The sequence below is a fragment of the Brevibacillus sp. NPDC003359 genome (genome assembly GCF_042878995.1).
Lineage (GTDB): Bacteria > Bacillota > Bacilli > Brevibacillales > Brevibacillaceae > Brevibacillus.
Map to the genome: position 1 here is coordinate 28,289 of NZ_JBIAOR010000005.1, position 14,809 is coordinate 43,097.

The 14,809-nt window shown below is 48.3% G+C and carries 12 protein-coding genes and 1 riboswitch; of the genes, 1 reads left to right on the top strand and 11 read right to left on the bottom strand.

Going from position 1 to position 14,809, the window contains the following annotated elements:
* Nucleotides 1-44: 44 nt before the first annotated feature.
* Together argH and ACFYU8_RS15865 are read right to left on the bottom strand one after the other, a co-directional pair.
* Nucleotides 45-1,490, bottom strand: coding sequence for an argininosuccinate lyase (gene argH, locus ACFYU8_RS15860; protein WP_390300604.1), 1,446 nt, complete (start codon nucleotides 1,488-1,490; stop codon nucleotides 45-47).
* Entirely contained in the window at nucleotides 1,487-2,746 is a 1,260-nt protein-coding gene (locus ACFYU8_RS15865) for an argininosuccinate synthase (protein ID WP_390301031.1), read from the bottom strand. Before ACFYU8_RS15865 ends, argH begins: the two co-directional genes overlap by 4 nt.
* Before the next feature lie 279 nt (nucleotides 2,747-3,025).
* On the opposite strand from ACFYU8_RS15865, the gene ACFYU8_RS15870 reads away from it, so the two are divergent.
* Nucleotides 3,026-3,565, top strand: a complete 540-nt coding sequence (locus ACFYU8_RS15870; protein WP_390300606.1) for a histidine phosphatase family protein — start codon at nucleotides 3,026-3,028, stop codon at nucleotides 3,563-3,565.
* Between the two features lie 28 nt (nucleotides 3,566-3,593).
* Here the strand turns inward: ACFYU8_RS15870 and ACFYU8_RS15875 are convergent, their stop codons facing one another.
* The 9 genes from ACFYU8_RS15875 to ACFYU8_RS15915 all read right to left on the bottom strand — a co-directional run bounded on the left by ACFYU8_RS15875 (nucleotide 3,594) and on the right by ACFYU8_RS15915 (nucleotide 14,796).
* Nucleotides 3,594-4,931: an HD-GYP domain-containing protein gene (locus tag ACFYU8_RS15875; RefSeq protein WP_390300608.1), complete on the bottom strand. Its 1,338-nt coding sequence runs from the start codon at nucleotides 4,929-4,931 to the stop codon at nucleotides 3,594-3,596.
* Nucleotides 4,915-5,466 carry a DUF5317 domain-containing protein gene (locus tag ACFYU8_RS15880; RefSeq protein ID WP_390300610.1) on the bottom strand — a complete coding sequence of 184 codons (552 nt, stop codon included), beginning with the start codon at nucleotides 5,464-5,466 and terminating at the stop codon, nucleotides 4,915-4,917. Before ACFYU8_RS15880 ends, ACFYU8_RS15875 begins: the two co-directional genes overlap by 17 nt.
* A gap of 170 nt (nucleotides 5,467-5,636) precedes the next feature.
* Nucleotides 5,637-5,720, bottom strand: a riboswitch (cyclic di-GMP riboswitch).
* 92 nt (nucleotides 5,721-5,812) lie between these two features.
* Nucleotides 5,813-6,784, bottom strand: a complete 972-nt coding sequence (gene argF, locus ACFYU8_RS15885; RefSeq protein WP_390300612.1) for an ornithine carbamoyltransferase — start codon at nucleotides 6,782-6,784, stop codon at nucleotides 5,813-5,815.
* A complete protein-coding gene (gene carB, locus ACFYU8_RS15890; RefSeq protein WP_390300614.1) occupies nucleotides 6,729-9,971 on the bottom strand; it encodes a carbamoyl-phosphate synthase (glutamine-hydrolyzing) large subunit in 3,243 nt (1,080 codons plus the stop codon). The genes argF and carB overlap by 56 nt, the downstream gene beginning before the upstream one ends.
* Complete coding sequence (locus tag ACFYU8_RS15895) at nucleotides 9,964-11,070, bottom strand: carbamoyl phosphate synthase small subunit (protein ID WP_390300616.1); 1,107 nt, start codon at nucleotides 11,068-11,070, stop codon at nucleotides 9,964-9,966. Before ACFYU8_RS15895 ends, carB begins: the two co-directional genes overlap by 8 nt.
* A 149-nt stretch (nucleotides 11,071-11,219) precedes the next feature.
* Complete coding sequence (locus tag ACFYU8_RS15900) at nucleotides 11,220-12,401, bottom strand: aspartate aminotransferase family protein (RefSeq protein WP_390300618.1); 1,182 nt, start codon at nucleotides 12,399-12,401, stop codon at nucleotides 11,220-11,222.
* A gap of 14 nt (nucleotides 12,402-12,415) precedes the next feature.
* Nucleotides 12,416-13,216, bottom strand: a complete 801-nt coding sequence (gene argB / locus ACFYU8_RS15905) for an acetylglutamate kinase (protein WP_390300620.1) — start codon at nucleotides 13,214-13,216, stop codon at nucleotides 12,416-12,418.
* A 13-nt stretch (nucleotides 13,217-13,229) separates the two neighbouring features.
* Nucleotides 13,230-14,270, bottom strand: a complete 1,041-nt coding sequence (argC, locus tag ACFYU8_RS15910; RefSeq protein WP_390300622.1) for an N-acetyl-gamma-glutamyl-phosphate reductase — start codon at nucleotides 14,268-14,270, stop codon at nucleotides 13,230-13,232.
* 136 nt (nucleotides 14,271-14,406) lie between these two features.
* Nucleotides 14,407-14,796 carry a c-type cytochrome gene (locus ACFYU8_RS15915; protein WP_390300624.1) on the bottom strand — a complete coding sequence of 130 codons (390 nt, stop codon included), beginning with the start codon at nucleotides 14,794-14,796 and terminating at the stop codon, nucleotides 14,407-14,409.
* Between the last annotated feature and the right edge of the window lie 13 nt (nucleotides 14,797-14,809).

The following is a 14,809-nucleotide window of genomic DNA, read 5'->3' on the forward strand; positions in this document are numbered from 1 at the left end:
AACCCCAAAGCTTTGGGGTTTTTGCTTTTCATACATGTACGTTTTTATGCAGGTGAACCGACATCGATCAGAGATTCAATCATGACCTTTTGACTGTTTTTATCCACCCAAGCATGTGTTTGTACCAGTTGCTTGCGATACCAATCGATTTGTACTTCTACCTGATTACGAGCAGTCCCACCCAGCACGTTACGCGCATTGACAACTGTCTCAACAGTTAGAGCGTCATACACATCTGGCCCAATAGCCTCTGAGAAGCTCTGGAATTCTTCCAAGGTCAAATCGAGAAGATATTTTTGCTGCTCGATGCAGTATAAGACGGTTCTCCCTACGACTTCATGCGCCTGACGGAACGGCATATCTTTGCGAACCAAGTAATCTGCCAAGTCTGTCGCATTGGAAAAATCGTTGGTAACAGCTTGACGCATGCGGTCTGCTTTGACGTGCATCGTCTTAATCATCGGTGTGAGCAACGCCAGTGCACCATGAATGGTAGCTACCGTATCGAACATGCCTTCTTTATCTTCCTGCATATCCTTGTTGTACGCCAGTGGCAAACCTTTCAATACGGTCAACAATCCAAACAGATTGCCGTAGACACGCCCTGTTTTACCGCGAACCAGCTCTGCCACATCTGGATTTTTCTTTTGCGGCATAATACTGGACCCCGTGCAAAACGCATCGTCCAGCTCCACAAAGGAGAATTCCTGACTGCTCCAGATGACGAGCTCTTCGCACAGACGGGAAAGATGGGTCATGACCAAAGAAGCGTCTGCCAAAAATTCGACGATGAAGTCACGGTCACTCACTGCATCCATGCTGTTTTGATAGATACCGTCAAATTGCAGCAATTCCGCTACAAACGTGCGGTCGATCGGGAATGTCGTACCTGCGAGAGCACCTGCTCCAAGCGGCAGCACATTCACACGTTTCCACGTCTCGGTCATCCGTTCGATATCGCGTTGCAGCATGGACACATAAGCCATCAGATGATAACCGAACAATACCGGCTGCGCACGCTGCAAATGTGTATAGCCCGGCATAACTGTATCGAGATGCTGATTTGCTTGTTCTATCAGCGCCTCTTGCAAATACATCGCCAATTGGATGATCTCCATCAGCTTTTCGCGGAGATACAAGTGCATATCGAACGCAACCTGATCATTGCGGCTGCGACCGGTGTGGAGTTTGCCCCCCACCGGCCCGATTTCTTCAATCAGCATCTTTTCAATATTCATATGCACATCTTCATGCGCAACGAGAAACTCAGCTTGCCCGCGCTCAATCTTTTCTTTTACCTTTTTCAAACCAGCGATGATCTGTCTTACTTCCTCCATCGGCAGGATGCCGCACTTGCCCAACATGGCAACATGAGCTAGACTTCCGACGATGTCCTGTCGCCACATTTTCTGGTCGAAAGAAATAGAAGCAGTATACTCTTCTACGAGTTGATTCGTCGGTTTCGTGAAGCGTCCTCCCCAGAGTTTCATTGCTTGATCGCATCCTTTTCATCCAAAATCTTAATGGCGGTGTTTTTATTTTCTTGCAGTACACCCTCGTTTACCTGTGCGTATACCTTTGTAGGCAGACCCCACAGCTTGATGAAACCGAGTGCTGCTTTGTGGTCGAATTGGTCACCTGCATTGTAAGTCGCCAGCTCATGGCTGTAGAGAGACGATGCAGAGGTGCGTCCTACAACGATTGCATGCCCTTTGTGCAGCTTCACGCGTACGACACCCGTTACGTGTTTTTGCGTTTCTTCAATGAATGCCTGGACAGCATTGCGAATTGGCGAAAACCAGAGACCCTCATAAATCACTTGCGCCAGTTTTTGCTCGACAATCGGTTTGAACTGAGCGACCTCACGAGGTTGCGTCAAGAATTCCAGCTCACGGTGAGCCAAAATCAAGGTAGTCGCAGCCGGTGTCTCGTAAACTTCACGAGATTTGATGCCCACCAAACGGTTTTCCACATGGTCGATACGGCCTACGCCATGTTTACCAGCGATTTTGTTCAGCTTCAGGATCAACTCGGAAAGTGGAAGCTCTTCGCCGTTCAATGCAGTTGGTTTTCCTTGCACGAAGGTGATTTCGATTTCTTCAGCCTCTTCTGGTGCATCCGTGATCGACTTCGTCAGATCGTATGCACCTTCTGGAGGAGCTGCCCATGGATCTTCGAGAACACCGCACTCGCAGCTTCTGCCCCACAGGTTTTGGTCAATGCTGTATGGATTGTCCAGATCGATCGGGATCGGGATATTGTTCTTTTTCGCATATTCGATCTCTTCATCACGCGTCCAGCCCCATTCACGAACCGGCGCCACAATTTTGATATCCGGGTTCAGCGCTGTGAAGGAAACATCGAAACGCACCTGGTCGTTTCCTTTTCCTGTGCAACCGTGTGCGACTGCTACCGCGCCTTCTTTTTCCGCAATTTCAACCAGCACGCGAGAAATCAGATAACGCGACAGTGCAGACACCAATGGATATTTGCCTTCGTACATGGCGTTTGCTTTCAGAGCTGGCAATACGAATTCCTCTGCGAATGCTTCTTTTGCATCCACTACGATTGATTTCAATGCCCCTACCTGCAATGCTTTTTTCTGTACGAAATCGAGGTCTTTCCCTTCCCCTACATCCAATGCAACTGCAATGACATCGTAGTTATACGTATCTTGCAACCATTTAATTGCTACCGATGTATCTAAACCGCCTGAATAGGCCAACACAATTTTATCTTTTGCCATCATTCTCTCTCCCCGTTTCGAAGTTTCTCTTATGCGAGTAATTATACAAACGAACTAATAAAAATACAACTATTTTTCTTGTATAATTGTTGTGAATTCGCAGAAAAAAACAGGGATGCAAAGAAATTATACATTTTCCGCATAAAGAGTATCTTGTTTTTATGTATACTCATCATCTGTTTATGCATAAATGTTGTGTGATCAAAAGGAAAGATTATTCAAGGTGGAGAATGAATAAAAAGGAGGGATTACATTGCAGAATGCCTGTTGGAGGAGATTATGAAAACAATATATTTGGTACGTCATTGTCAGGCTGCTGGTCAAGAACCCGAATCCCTGCTCACAGAAAAGGGAGAAATACAAACTCGGGAGCTTGCCTCCTTCTTCGCCGGTTCCCCCATTGATCGAATTATTTCGAGTCCGTATCATCGGGCGATTGCCACTATCCAGCCACTTGCACAGGAACGCGGAATCGTGGTTGAAGAAGACACGCGTTTGGTCGAGCGCGTCCTTAGCGAAGTACCACGTGAGGATTGGTTCGAGCGACTGCGCGATACGTTCGATGACCTGACTCTTGCATTCGAAGGGGGCGAATCCAGTCTTACTGCAATGAACCGGGCAAATTCGTTGCTCACTGAGATTTTGGCAGATGAACATAAAGAAATCGTGCTTGTTAGCCACGGATGCCTGTTGGCCTTGCTCATGAAATCAATCGATGACCGCTTTGGCTTTCACGATTGGAAGAAGCTAAGCAATCCAGATGTATTCAAGCTTACCTGCCATCCAGAAACCAGAGATCTCGTCCGCATATGGTCGTAAACAAATAAAAACAGTTACAAGGGGCAGCTCATCTGGTTGCCTCCTGTAACTGTTTTTGCGGGATGGATTCGATTCCGATAATGCTCTGCAGCTCTTCGTACGGCAGTCGCTGAACGATTCTGATAAAATGCTCCGCCAATATCGGATCAAATTGGGTACCGGAGCCTCGTCTGATTTCTTGAAGCGCTTCCTCGACGGGCAAGCCTTTTCGATATGGCCTATCCGCCACCATCGCATCGAAGGCGTCTGAAATGGCTAAAATTCTCGCCATCAGCGGAATTTCATCCCCAGCTAAACCATCCGGGTATCCCCTTCCATCTATTCGCTCATGATGGGAGCGGATTGCAGGAAGCAATTCATTGAACATCCCTGCTTGCAAAATAATTTCGTAGCCAATGACCGTGTGCTGCTTGATCTTGTCGTACTCTTCCGGGGTCAGCTTTCCTTTTTTATTGAGAATTTCGTCTTCGATGCCGATTTTTCCAATGTCATGCAGGATTCCCCCGATATAAACATCTTCCACTTTTCGTTCAGACAAACCAATATCTTTAGCAATTTCTCTTCCCCAGTAAGCTACTCGCTGAGAATGTCCACTTGTGTATCGATCTCGTGCGTCAATGGAAGCAGCCATTGTCGTTAAGAAGTTGTGATTGAATGATTTGACCTCTTCTACTTTTTGCTGAAGTCTTTGAAGATTGTCATAGTAATGATGAAACACGTAGCTGATCGTAATAAACGCAATCATCATCGGGACTAATGTCAGCGGGCCATACGACTCGACTAAGCGTGAACCAACCCCCGCTAGAATTAATAGCAACAAGTAAGTCGAGGTAAAGCCTTTTGCCATCATCTTTACGGTTCGTGCCCAAGTCATTTGATGAAAATAGGAGATACCCAATCCACATAATGTCAGATTCACAAACCAATAAACAACAGCCAAGAACAAATCGCTAATAATAGGAGAAACGGTTCCGAAGCTTTCGATCCAATCTTTCAAAAACGATACTGTCCATATAGTCATTAACAATTGCCCAATATTAATAATAGCCTTTAACGGATTAAACCTTACCAGGAAAGCAATGATTAAAGACTCGATAACAGCAGCCCATACCCCTACCCATACACCGTACAACAAGATACCCGAAAAGATTACAGCATTGTTCACTGTTAAAATCGTATTCGATATACGCACGGGAGCAAAACAAGAAAAAATGGTCAAGAGGGTATAGGTAGATAATACCCCCCAATGCTCACGAACGGCCCATTCAGATGAAGATGTGTAAAAAATATAGATTGCTGCAATGACAAATCCAACCTGTACAACAATCCCCTTTATCCAGTTCGCATAATCAGTTTTTTGTCGCATAACTTTTACCTTCGCGAAGTTGTAGTAATGAAATAGGTTTATTCATCAATCGCTGAACAAGTAAAAAGGCGCCTAACATAATAAAAATATCGCCGATGCTAATCATTCGAGGAATGATAGATGGCATGTAGATGACATCCGTTAAAAATGGAAAATTTGAACTTTCCGTCAATACACTATGCTTGAAATTCGTTCCGTTTATAACTGGCTCTAGATCATAAGGAAGCTTTGCTGCTTGGACTAAATCGATTGGCATTTTTCCATTGTTAGACCAAATTGCAATCGCATTCAGAAACCAGCCGATTAAAAATATCCGCATATCTTCAAATTCTCGGTTAAAAATGAGGAAAGCCAAAATAAACACATACGCGATCGATATGAAAACGCCACCAAATGAAGGGAAGAAAACTGCACAAGCCTGTAGCAGTATGGTAATAACAAGAAGCTTCACTTGATTGAATTTAGGAAATTGTTTGATTCTTCCCCCTCGCAGCAATGCTACGAGAAAAGATAGGGCAATTACATCCAATAACATGTTGTTTCCTCCAAGCTTGAAGAAAAAACACCACTCAGCCAAGCGGTGTTTGTTTCTCCAATACGCTTATTATCCAATATGGAAGTTTGCAGATGTAGCTGCTACGATTGCTACCACCATCATAATTGCCGCGAACCATTTTTTCATTTTCTTTTCCCCCCTTCAGGCATAGTGGAGAAAGCTGGCTTCGCTACTGGCTCCATACGGACCAAGCGACCAGATACAGTCCGTACTTCTTTGCTTCTTTCCTACCTTTATTTTACACATAAGTGACAAAATTCGGCAATCATAGATTCATAGTCTATTCGATTTAATTACAGCTAGTTCTATTTAACTAGAACTATGTTCACACCAGCGCTGCCAATATCGCCTTTTGTGCGTGCAATCTATTTTCAGCCTGATCAAAAATAACAGAGCGCGATCCGTCGATAACCCCGGTTGTCACTTCTTCTCCACGATGTGCTGGTAAGCAATGCAAGAAGAGATAATCACGATCTGCTGCTGCTACCAATTTTTCGTTCACTTGATAGTCGGCAAATGCTTTTAATCGCACCTCATTTTCTTCTTCAAAACCCATACTAGTCCAAACGTCCGTGTATACAGCATCTGCCCCCATGACAGCCTCTGTCGGATCAGTGGTTACCATCATGTTGCCGCCGCTTTGTTTCGCGTATGCTGTAGCTTTTGCGACAATTGTTGCATCCATTTCGTAGCCAACCGGAGTAGCCACCCGCACATCCAGACCTAGCAGAGCTGCGCCCAGCACCAGTGAGTTCGCCACGTTGTTGCCGTCTCCTACATAGGCGAGCTTGACTCCTTTCAACTTGCCTTTGTGCTCCCAGATCGTCAGCAGATCAGCCAATGCCTGACAAGGATGGTACAGATCAGTCAAGCCATTGATAATGGGGATCGACGCGTGCTCGGCAAGCTCTTCTACATAGGAGTGGGAAAAGGTGCGAATCATGATGGCATCCACGTACCGGGAGAGAACTTTTGCTGTGTCGCTGATCGGCTCACCGCGCCCGAGCTGTAGCTCTTTTCCGCTCATAAACATCCCCAAGCCGCCCAACTGATGCATCCCTACTTCAAAGGAGACGCGCGTACGGGTCGAAGCCTTGTCAAAGATCATTCCCAACGTCTTGCCTTGCAAAGGCTGGAATGGCTGTCCCAGCTTTTGCAATTGCTTGACGTGAGCAGACAGATGGAGCAGCTCCATCAATTCTTCTCCGTTGAATTCATCGACGCGTAAGAAATCTTTTCCTTTATGCTTTTGTAACGGCAAGTTTTGAAAGTGTTCCAATATCTTCACTGGCTGCATGCGAGCCACCTCTTTTCTTCATAATCGACTTCACGTATAACTCGAACGTATCGACAGCGGAGAACAATGGCACACCTTGTTGTACCATACGGCTTCGCAGAGCAAATCCTGTCCGGCCCTGACGGTTGCCTTTCGTCGCAGTAACGAGAGCGAAAGCCGCTTCTTCCTTTTGCAACAGCTCGATCCACGCTGCTTCATCTGCCACGACATGCTTTACGACAATTCCTTCGGCTGTCAGCCACTCAGCAGTTCCTGGGGTCGCCGCCAGATTGGCGCCGTCTGCTTGCATTTGCCCGATTAACTCTCTTACATTGTCCTGCTTATCTCCATCTGCCAAAGAAATCATGACCAACTGACCTTTTTGCCAGTCGCCGTACAAATTGTCCTTGAAAGCAAAAGCCTTGCCTGCTGCTTCTTCAAATGAACGCCCCAAGCCGAGAACTTCCCCCGTCGATTTCATCTCTGGACCCAGTACCGGGTCTACGCCGTTCAGCTTGATCGTGGAGAAGACTGGCGCCTTGACGACTGCAAAAGGAATCTCTGGCAAAAGCCCTGTTCCGTAGCCCATCTCCGACAGTTTTTCACCCAATTGTGCGCGAACCGCCAGTTGAACCATCGGGATGCCAGTCACTTTGCTCGTAATCGGTACTGTCCGTGAAGCACGAGGATTTACCTCCAGTACATAAACCGTTTCGCCATCAATGACAAACTGGATATTGATTAACCCGACCGCTTCCATTTCCCTCGCAATTGCTTTTGTATAGCTCGCGATCTTGTGCTTACTATCATCCGTCAGCTGAGGAGCCGGGAACAAGGCTACACTGTCGCCTGAGTGGATGCCCGCTCTCTCCACATGCTGGAAAATCCCTGGGATAATCACGGAATGTCCGTCGCATACCGCATCTACTTCTGCTTCCTTGCCTGGAACGTATTTATCCACGAGAAGTGGAAAAAACATGCTCATGTCCGGATGGTTCAACCAGTCTTGAATGGCAGCTTGCAGCTCTTCGATGTTGTGGACAACTACCATACCTTGCCCGCCGATGACATACGAAGGTCTCATCAAAACAGGGAAGCCGATTTCCTCCGCTATCGCTGTCGCATCCTCCAAGGACGATACTCCTTTACCAGGGATATGAGGAATGTCCAGCTTGCGCAGCATGGCGTAGAACAGCTCACGATCCTCCGCGCGCTCGATGGCTGTAAGTGACGTGCCCATTACTTTCAGACCTGCATGCTCCAGCTTGGCTGCCAGATTGATCGCGGTTTGACCCCCGAACTGAACCATGACGCCCTCAACCTGTTCGCGTTCTGCGATATGCAGCACGTCTTCTACGTGAAGCGGTTCAAAATAAAGATGGTCCGCTGTTTCATAGTCAGTGCTGACCGTCTCTGGGTTGTTGTTTACAACGACAGCCGCAATACCGCTTGCCTGAAGCGCTTTGGCTGCATGCACGGAGCAGTAGTCAAACTCGATGCCCTGACCAATACGAATTGGACCTGAGCCAAGTACCAGTACTTTGCGGCTAGAGAGTGATTCGACCTCATCTACTCCTTGCCAATCCGAATAGTAGTAAGGAGTTTGGGCATCGAATTCTGCTGCACAAGTATCCACGATTTTATAAGTTGGCGTAATGCCCGACTCTTGACGAAGTGATTTGATTTGGGTAGGTGTAGCACCCACCAGTGAAGCGATGGTTTCATCGGCAAACCCGCGACGCTTTGCTTCCAACAGCAGCTCTGGGGTCAGTGTTTTCCTATCGTGGCATGACAGCTCTACTTCCAAGTCCACGATTTTACGCAAGCTCCGCAAGAAAAACGGATCGACACCAGTCAGACTGTGCAGCTCACTTTCGGTAAAGCCTTTACGGATCGCCTCGGCAAAAACAAACAGTCTGATATCAGTCGCTTCCTGCAAGGAATGGGCAAGCTCCTCACGTGTCCAAGATGCAAGCTCCGGTCGAGTCAAATGCGTGCAGCCCTGTTCCAGAGAACGAACTGCCTTCAAAAGTCCTGCTTCCAGATTGCGGGCGATCGACATGACTTCGCCAGTCGCTTTCATTTGTGTCCCCAGCTTGCGGTCTGCCAGCGGGAATTTGTCAAACGGGAAGCGTGGAATTTTGACAACGATGTAGTCCAACGCTGGTTCAAAACTAGCGTACGTATAGCCCGTAATTGGATTGAGTACCTCATCCAGTCCGTAGCCCAATGCGAGCTTGGCGGCGATCCGCGCGATTGGATAGCCTGTTGCTTTGGACGCCAACGCACTTGAACGACTTACACGAGGATTTACTTCGATCAGCACATACCGATCGGAATTCGGATCAAGCGCAAATTGTATATTGCAACCGCCTACTACCCCAAGAGAACGAATCACTTTGGTTGATACACTGCGCAGCATTTGGTACTGGCGATCTGTCAGCGTCTGAGATGGCGCGACGACAATGCTGTCTCCCGTATGAATACCTACCGGGTCCAAATTTTCCATATTGCACACGATTATGCAGGTATCATTTGCGTCCCGCATGACCTCGTATTCAATCTCTTTCCAGCCTTTTACACTGCGCTCAATCAATACCTGACCGATTGGGCTAGCTGCAATACCACCGGCTGCAACCTTTCGCAAGACCGCTTCATCCCCCGCGATCCCGCCACCTGCTCCTCCGAGCGTATAAGCAGGACGCACAATAACTGGATAGCCGATAGAGTTCGCAAACTCAATCGCGGCTTCTACAGATTCGACGGTATCGCTCTCTGGGACAGGCTCTCCGATTTGTTGCATCAATTGCTTGAACAGCTCACGGTCTTCCCCGTTTTGAATGGCAGCCAGCGGTGTACCCAACAGCTGTACACTGTACTTTTCCAGCACGCCCGCTTCTGCCAGCGAAACAGCAAGATTAAGTCCCGTTTGGCCGCCTAACGTAGGCAAGAGGCCATCGGGACGCTCTTTTGCGATAATAGCTGTCACGGATTCCACCGTGAGCGGCTCCAGATATACTTTGTCCGCTACTTGTTCGTCTGTCATGATCGTTGCCGGATTGTTATTCACCAGCACGACCTGCACACCAGCTTCTTTCAGGGAAAGGCAAGCCTGTGCACCTGCATAATCAAATTCCGCTGCCTGCCCGATGACGATCGGGCCAGAACCGATGACCAATACTTTATGAATGTGTGGCAATTTAGGCATATCTCTTCGCTCCTACTACGCGCATCGACTGCAAGAATTGGTGGAAAATGTGGGATGTATCACTAGGGCCCGGATGTGCTTCCGGATGGAACTGCACACTGAACACAGGCAGACTGACGTGACGCAGTCCTTCGACCGAGCTATCGTTCACGTTGCGATAAGAAACGGTCAGTTGGCGTTTATCCAGAGACTCTTCCTTGACTACGTACCCGTGATTTTGTGAACTCATGTATACTTTGCCAGTCATCAGATCCTTGACAGGATGATTGCTACCGCGATGACCATATGCGAGCTTTTCTGTCTTGCCGCCGTACATCAACGCCAAAACTTGATGCCCCAAGCAGATGCCCAATGTCGGGTACTGCTCCACGGCTTTGCGCCATTCGCTGCAATACGCAAGCAAGTGCTCCGGATCGCCAGGTCCATTGGAAAACAATAAGCCGTCTGGTACGAGCGCATTGATTTGGGCAAAACTCGTATCAAATGGAACGACCGTGACACGGCAGCCCTGTTGGAGAAGTGCATCCAAAATCGATTGCTTCATGCCGAGGTCAATCAAGACGACATGTTCGCCTGTTCCCGGATACCGCTCTACCTGTTGTCTGGATACGTTGGCAACTAATGATTTCTTGGCGTGTTTGTAACGCAGGGACACAACTTCCTCCACCTGCATAGGCTGATCGGAAATGACACCGAATACGGTGCCGTTTTGACGGACGCGCTTTGTAATCGTTCGGGTATCAATCCCTGCAAGGATCGGGAATCCAAATGCTTCAGCCGCTTGGGCCAAAGTCATGTTTGATTCGTAATGGCTCGGCTCCGTGCATAGCTCGCTGACAATCATCCCTGTCAACGCAGGCTTTGCTGCCTCATAATCCTTTTCGTTGATCCCGTAGTTTCCGATCAAGGGATATGTGAAGGTAACGATTTGCCCTGCAAAAGAAGGGTCAGTCATCACCTCTTGGTATCCCGTCATTCCTGTATGAAAAACCACTTCTCCGAATCCGTTAATGGGGGCGCCATACAGCTTCCCTGTAAAAACCTCACCGCTCTCCAGCGTTAGAAATCCTGTTCCTAACGATTGATTCTCTCTATCCATCTATGAAGCCACTCCTCTCCAATGGGCACCGGCCTGATCGCTCTTATCGAAAATTTATGCAACCTTTTGTATTAATATACATTTCGCGTTATAAAAATGCAACGAGTTTTTTGATCACTTCCACTCGTTGCATTTCATGCTTTTTTCTTCTACACCTGGGACAGCGCTTCGCTTAATACAGCAATTGCCTGCTTTACTTCATCATCTGTCGTCACAAAAGAAGGCAGGAGTCTCACTACTTGTGGGCCAGCCATCAGCAGAATGACTCCTTTTTCGCGTGCATACGCTACCAACTCACCAGCAGGAATCGTTAGCTCCACACCGAGAAGCAGTCCTTTTCCCCGAACTGTAACCACTTTATCTGGATGTTCTGCCTTGAGCTTCTCCAGCTCTTTGATCAATACGTCATGGATATGGGCTACCCGCTCTAAAATCTGCTCTTCTTCCATCGTCGTAAGCGTCGCGATTCCAGCAGTTGCTGCCAATGGATTCCCGCCAAAAGTAGTACCATGCGTACCCGGAGCAAATGCTTCTGCTACTTCCTTGGTCGCGACTACTGCTCCAATCGGGAAACCACTACCCAATCCTTTTGCCAATGAAATCGCATCCGGCTTTACGTCATATTGTTGGAAGGCAAACCATGTACCCGTGCGACCAATCCCAGTCTGTATCTCATCGATTAACAGGAGCAATCCGTGCGTATCGCACAATTCACGCAGCGCCTTCACCCACGCCTCTTCTGCGGGATGTACGCCACCTTCTCCCTGAACCAGCTCCAGCATGATCGCGCATGTCTTGTCTGTAATGGCTGACTTGACTGCATCAAGGTCGTTGTAAGGAACGGTGACAAAGCCCTGCGGCAATGGTGCGAATCCGTCCTTCACCTTTTCCTGTCCAGTAGCCGTCAGGGTAGCCAATGTCCGTCCATGAAAAGATTGTTCAAAGGTAATGATCTCGTAACGATTGGTCCCTTTTACTTTTTGTGCATAGCGGCGAGCGAGCTTGATCAAGCCTTCATTCGCCTCCGCTCCACTGTTGCAGAAAAAAGCCTGATCCAGTCCCGACAGTCGGCTCAGCTTTTCCGCCAAAATCTCTTGCTGAGGAACATGCACCAGATTCGAGCAATGCCACAATGTATCGAGCTGTTCGTGCAGCTTTGCCGTTACTTTTGGCGGGACATGTCCTAACGAAGTCACGGCAATTCCTGAGGTAAAATCGAGATATTGCTTGCCTTGATCATCCCACACCTGGTTTCCTTGTCCTTTTACCAAACTGATTGGCCATCTCGCATAGTTATTCATGAGATGCACAGGAGCTGATGTTGTATGCATATTCATTTCCCTCCTCATTGGGTGTAATTGACATTCATACGAACGGTTGTCCCAACTGCCTGCCCCGCACAAACACCGAGCAGATCATCAGCGGTTCCCCGGCAGATGACAACTTGCTCCACTCCCTGTCCGAGAGCGTCGAGAGCTGCCTGAACCTTCGGAATCATTCCACCAGTAATAATCTCTGCCCGAATCATTTCCTGTATCTCTTCTGCACTTGTGGCTGGCACTACTGCCTTGGTTCCGTCTGGCTGTGGCTGCATGATGCCCGGAACGTCTGTCACCATGATCAGTTTTTCAGCGCTGAGTGCTGCTGCAATCGCTCCTGCGGCTACATCAGCGTTGACGTTAAATGTCTCTGTGCCATCTTCACTGACGGAAAGGGGAGCAATCACCGGGACGTATCCCTGCCCAAGAATCGCTTTCGGAATGGTCGTATCCGCCTTCTTGATTTCTCCTACCCACCCGAGTGGCTTTGGCGTTTTTGTTGCCAAAAGGGTCTGACCATCGATGCCGCTTACTCCCCAAGCCTTGGCTCCTGCCTGCGTCAACCTTTTTACTAGTGCCTTGTTGATACTGCCGCACAAGACCATCTCTACAACACGCAGCGTATCCTCGCACGTAACACGAAGCCCATCGACAAATTGCGGAGTGATCTGAACTCGATCGAGCATACTGTTAATGGCAGGTCCGCCCCCATGGACGATGACGATCTCTTGCCCTTGCGCCTGCAGTCCAGCAATCGCCTGGAAGAAGGAGTCAGGTAGCTGATCCATGGTGCTTCCGCCACATTTGATCACGACAATTCCTTGCATCTGCTCTCCTCCTCTACGGGAATACTGGTACGAGCGGCAAACCCGTTTTCTCAGGCAAATCAAACATGATATTCATGTTTTGTACGGCTTGACCGGCTGCGCCCTTCATCATGTTATCGATTACCGACAGTAAGATGACACGCTTCGTGCGCTGATCGACATGGATGGCGATATCGCAGTAATTGGAACCATACACTTCTTTGGTATGTGGATGACTGCCTGCAGGGCGTACGCGCACAAAAGGCTTATCCGCATAAGCAGCCTCGTATAGCTCCTGAATTTGTGATTGTGTCACATCAGTCGTAAGTTGTCCGTAAGCCGTGACTAAAATCCCTCGGGTCATCGGCACCAGATGCGGCGTAAATTGAACAAGCGTCTCTTCCCCGCTCAGTTTTTGCAGCTCCTGTTCAATCTCTGGTGTATGCTGATGATTCGCAACTTTATAAGCATGAATGCTTTCATTGGTCTCGCTGTAATGAACACCGAGTGATACTCCACGTCCAGCGCCGGACACTCCTGACTTGGCATCGACGATCCAACTGTTAGGCTGTACCCAGCCTGTCTTCACCAGCGGAAGCAAGGCGAGGAGCGTAGCAGTGGGATAGCAGCCTGGATTCGCGATAAGACTGGCACCCGCCACTTGCTCTTGATTCCACTCGGTTAAACCGTAAACCGCTGCTTCTACCCATTGGGATGGGGCCGGCTCATGTTTGTACCACGTTTTGTAGATCGCGCCGTTTTCTAGGCGAAAATCCCCGGATAAATCAATGACCTTCACGCCTTTTTCGACCAGCTTCGGGGATAGCCCGCTACTTACTCCCGCAGGTGTAGCGAGGAAGATCAAATCGTTCACGCCGCTCATGCTGTCTGCATCAATCGGTGACAATGTGGGCAACCCGAGCCCAGCTGCATGTGGAAACGATTTTTCCAAGCTTTCTCCTTCTGATGAACTTGAATATAAATTGGCAATCTCAACATGCGGATGCCCAGCCAAAAGACGGATCAACTCCGCGCCACCATAACCCGTTGCTCCAACAATCCCGACCCGAACCATGCTCTCTCCCCTTTATTCTTTACCGTATTTTTATACATGAATAATAATAAAAATCCATTTAGAATACAACAGAAAAACTTTTTTAAGTCCAAAGAAAAAAGCGCCCGATTGCTCAAGCGCTGGTCTGTTGCCCTGTTTACTTTTTGTCTGCTAACCATGCAGCGATGTTTTCTGCATCTTTTCCTTTGACGAGGCCTGGAGGCATTGATCCTTTTCCTTTTTCCAAAATGCCCATGATCTGTTCCTTGTTCAACTGACTGCCGATCTTTTGCAAGTTCGGTCCAACTGCCCCTTCCAACGTCTGTCCGTGGCAGCCTGCACAGGTATTTTTGAACATGGTTTCTGCCGTTGCTGCATCATAGCTGCCAGATGGCGTTGTCGAAGGTGTTTCTGTTGCAGGTTTTTCAGCTGCCGGCGTTTCTGTCGCTGGTTGTTGTGCTGGCGGCTGTGTTTGCTTGCTGGTACCACAGGCACTTAGCGAGAATGCGAGTACAGCCGCTGTCAAAACGAGTGGAATACGTTTCAAGGCTGTTCCCTCC

Bases quoted from the DNA above. Each gene is read 5' to 3' on its own strand.
- argC (WP_390300622.1), bottom strand. From the start codon at position 14,270: ATGGTTCGGGTCGGGATTGTTGGAGCAACGGGTTATGGTGGCGCGGAG.
- ACFYU8_RS15900 (WP_390300618.1), bottom strand. From the start codon at position 12,401: ATGCATACAACATCAGCTCCTGTGCATCTCATGAATAACTATGCGAGA.
- ACFYU8_RS15865 (WP_390301031.1), bottom strand. From the start codon at position 2,746: ATGGCAAAAGATAAAATTGTGTTGGCCTATTCAGGCGGTTTAGATACA.
- carB (WP_390300614.1), bottom strand. From the start codon at position 9,971: ATGCCTAAATTGCCACACATTCATAAAGTATTGGTCATCGGTTCTGGC.
- ACFYU8_RS15875 (WP_390300608.1), bottom strand. From the start codon at position 4,931: ATGCGACAAAAAACTGATTATGCGAACTGGATAAAGGGGATTGTTGTA.
- ACFYU8_RS15895 (WP_390300616.1), bottom strand. From the start codon at position 11,070: ATGGATAGAGAGAATCAATCGTTAGGAACAGGATTTCTAACGCTGGAG.
- ACFYU8_RS15880 (WP_390300610.1), bottom strand. From the start codon at position 5,466: ATGTTATTGGATGTAATTGCCCTATCTTTTCTCGTAGCATTGCTGCGA.
- argH (WP_390300604.1), bottom strand. From the start codon at position 1,490: ATGAAACTCTGGGGAGGACGCTTCACGAAACCGACGAATCAACTCGTA.
- ACFYU8_RS15870 (WP_390300606.1), top strand. From the start codon at position 3,026: ATGAAAACAATATATTTGGTACGTCATTGTCAGGCTGCTGGTCAAGAA.
- argB (WP_390300620.1), bottom strand. From the start codon at position 13,216: ATGCAAGGAATTGTCGTGATCAAATGTGGCGGAAGCACCATGGATCAG.
- argF (WP_390300612.1), bottom strand. From the start codon at position 6,784: ATGCAGCCAGTGAAGATATTGGAACACTTTCAAAACTTGCCGTTACAA.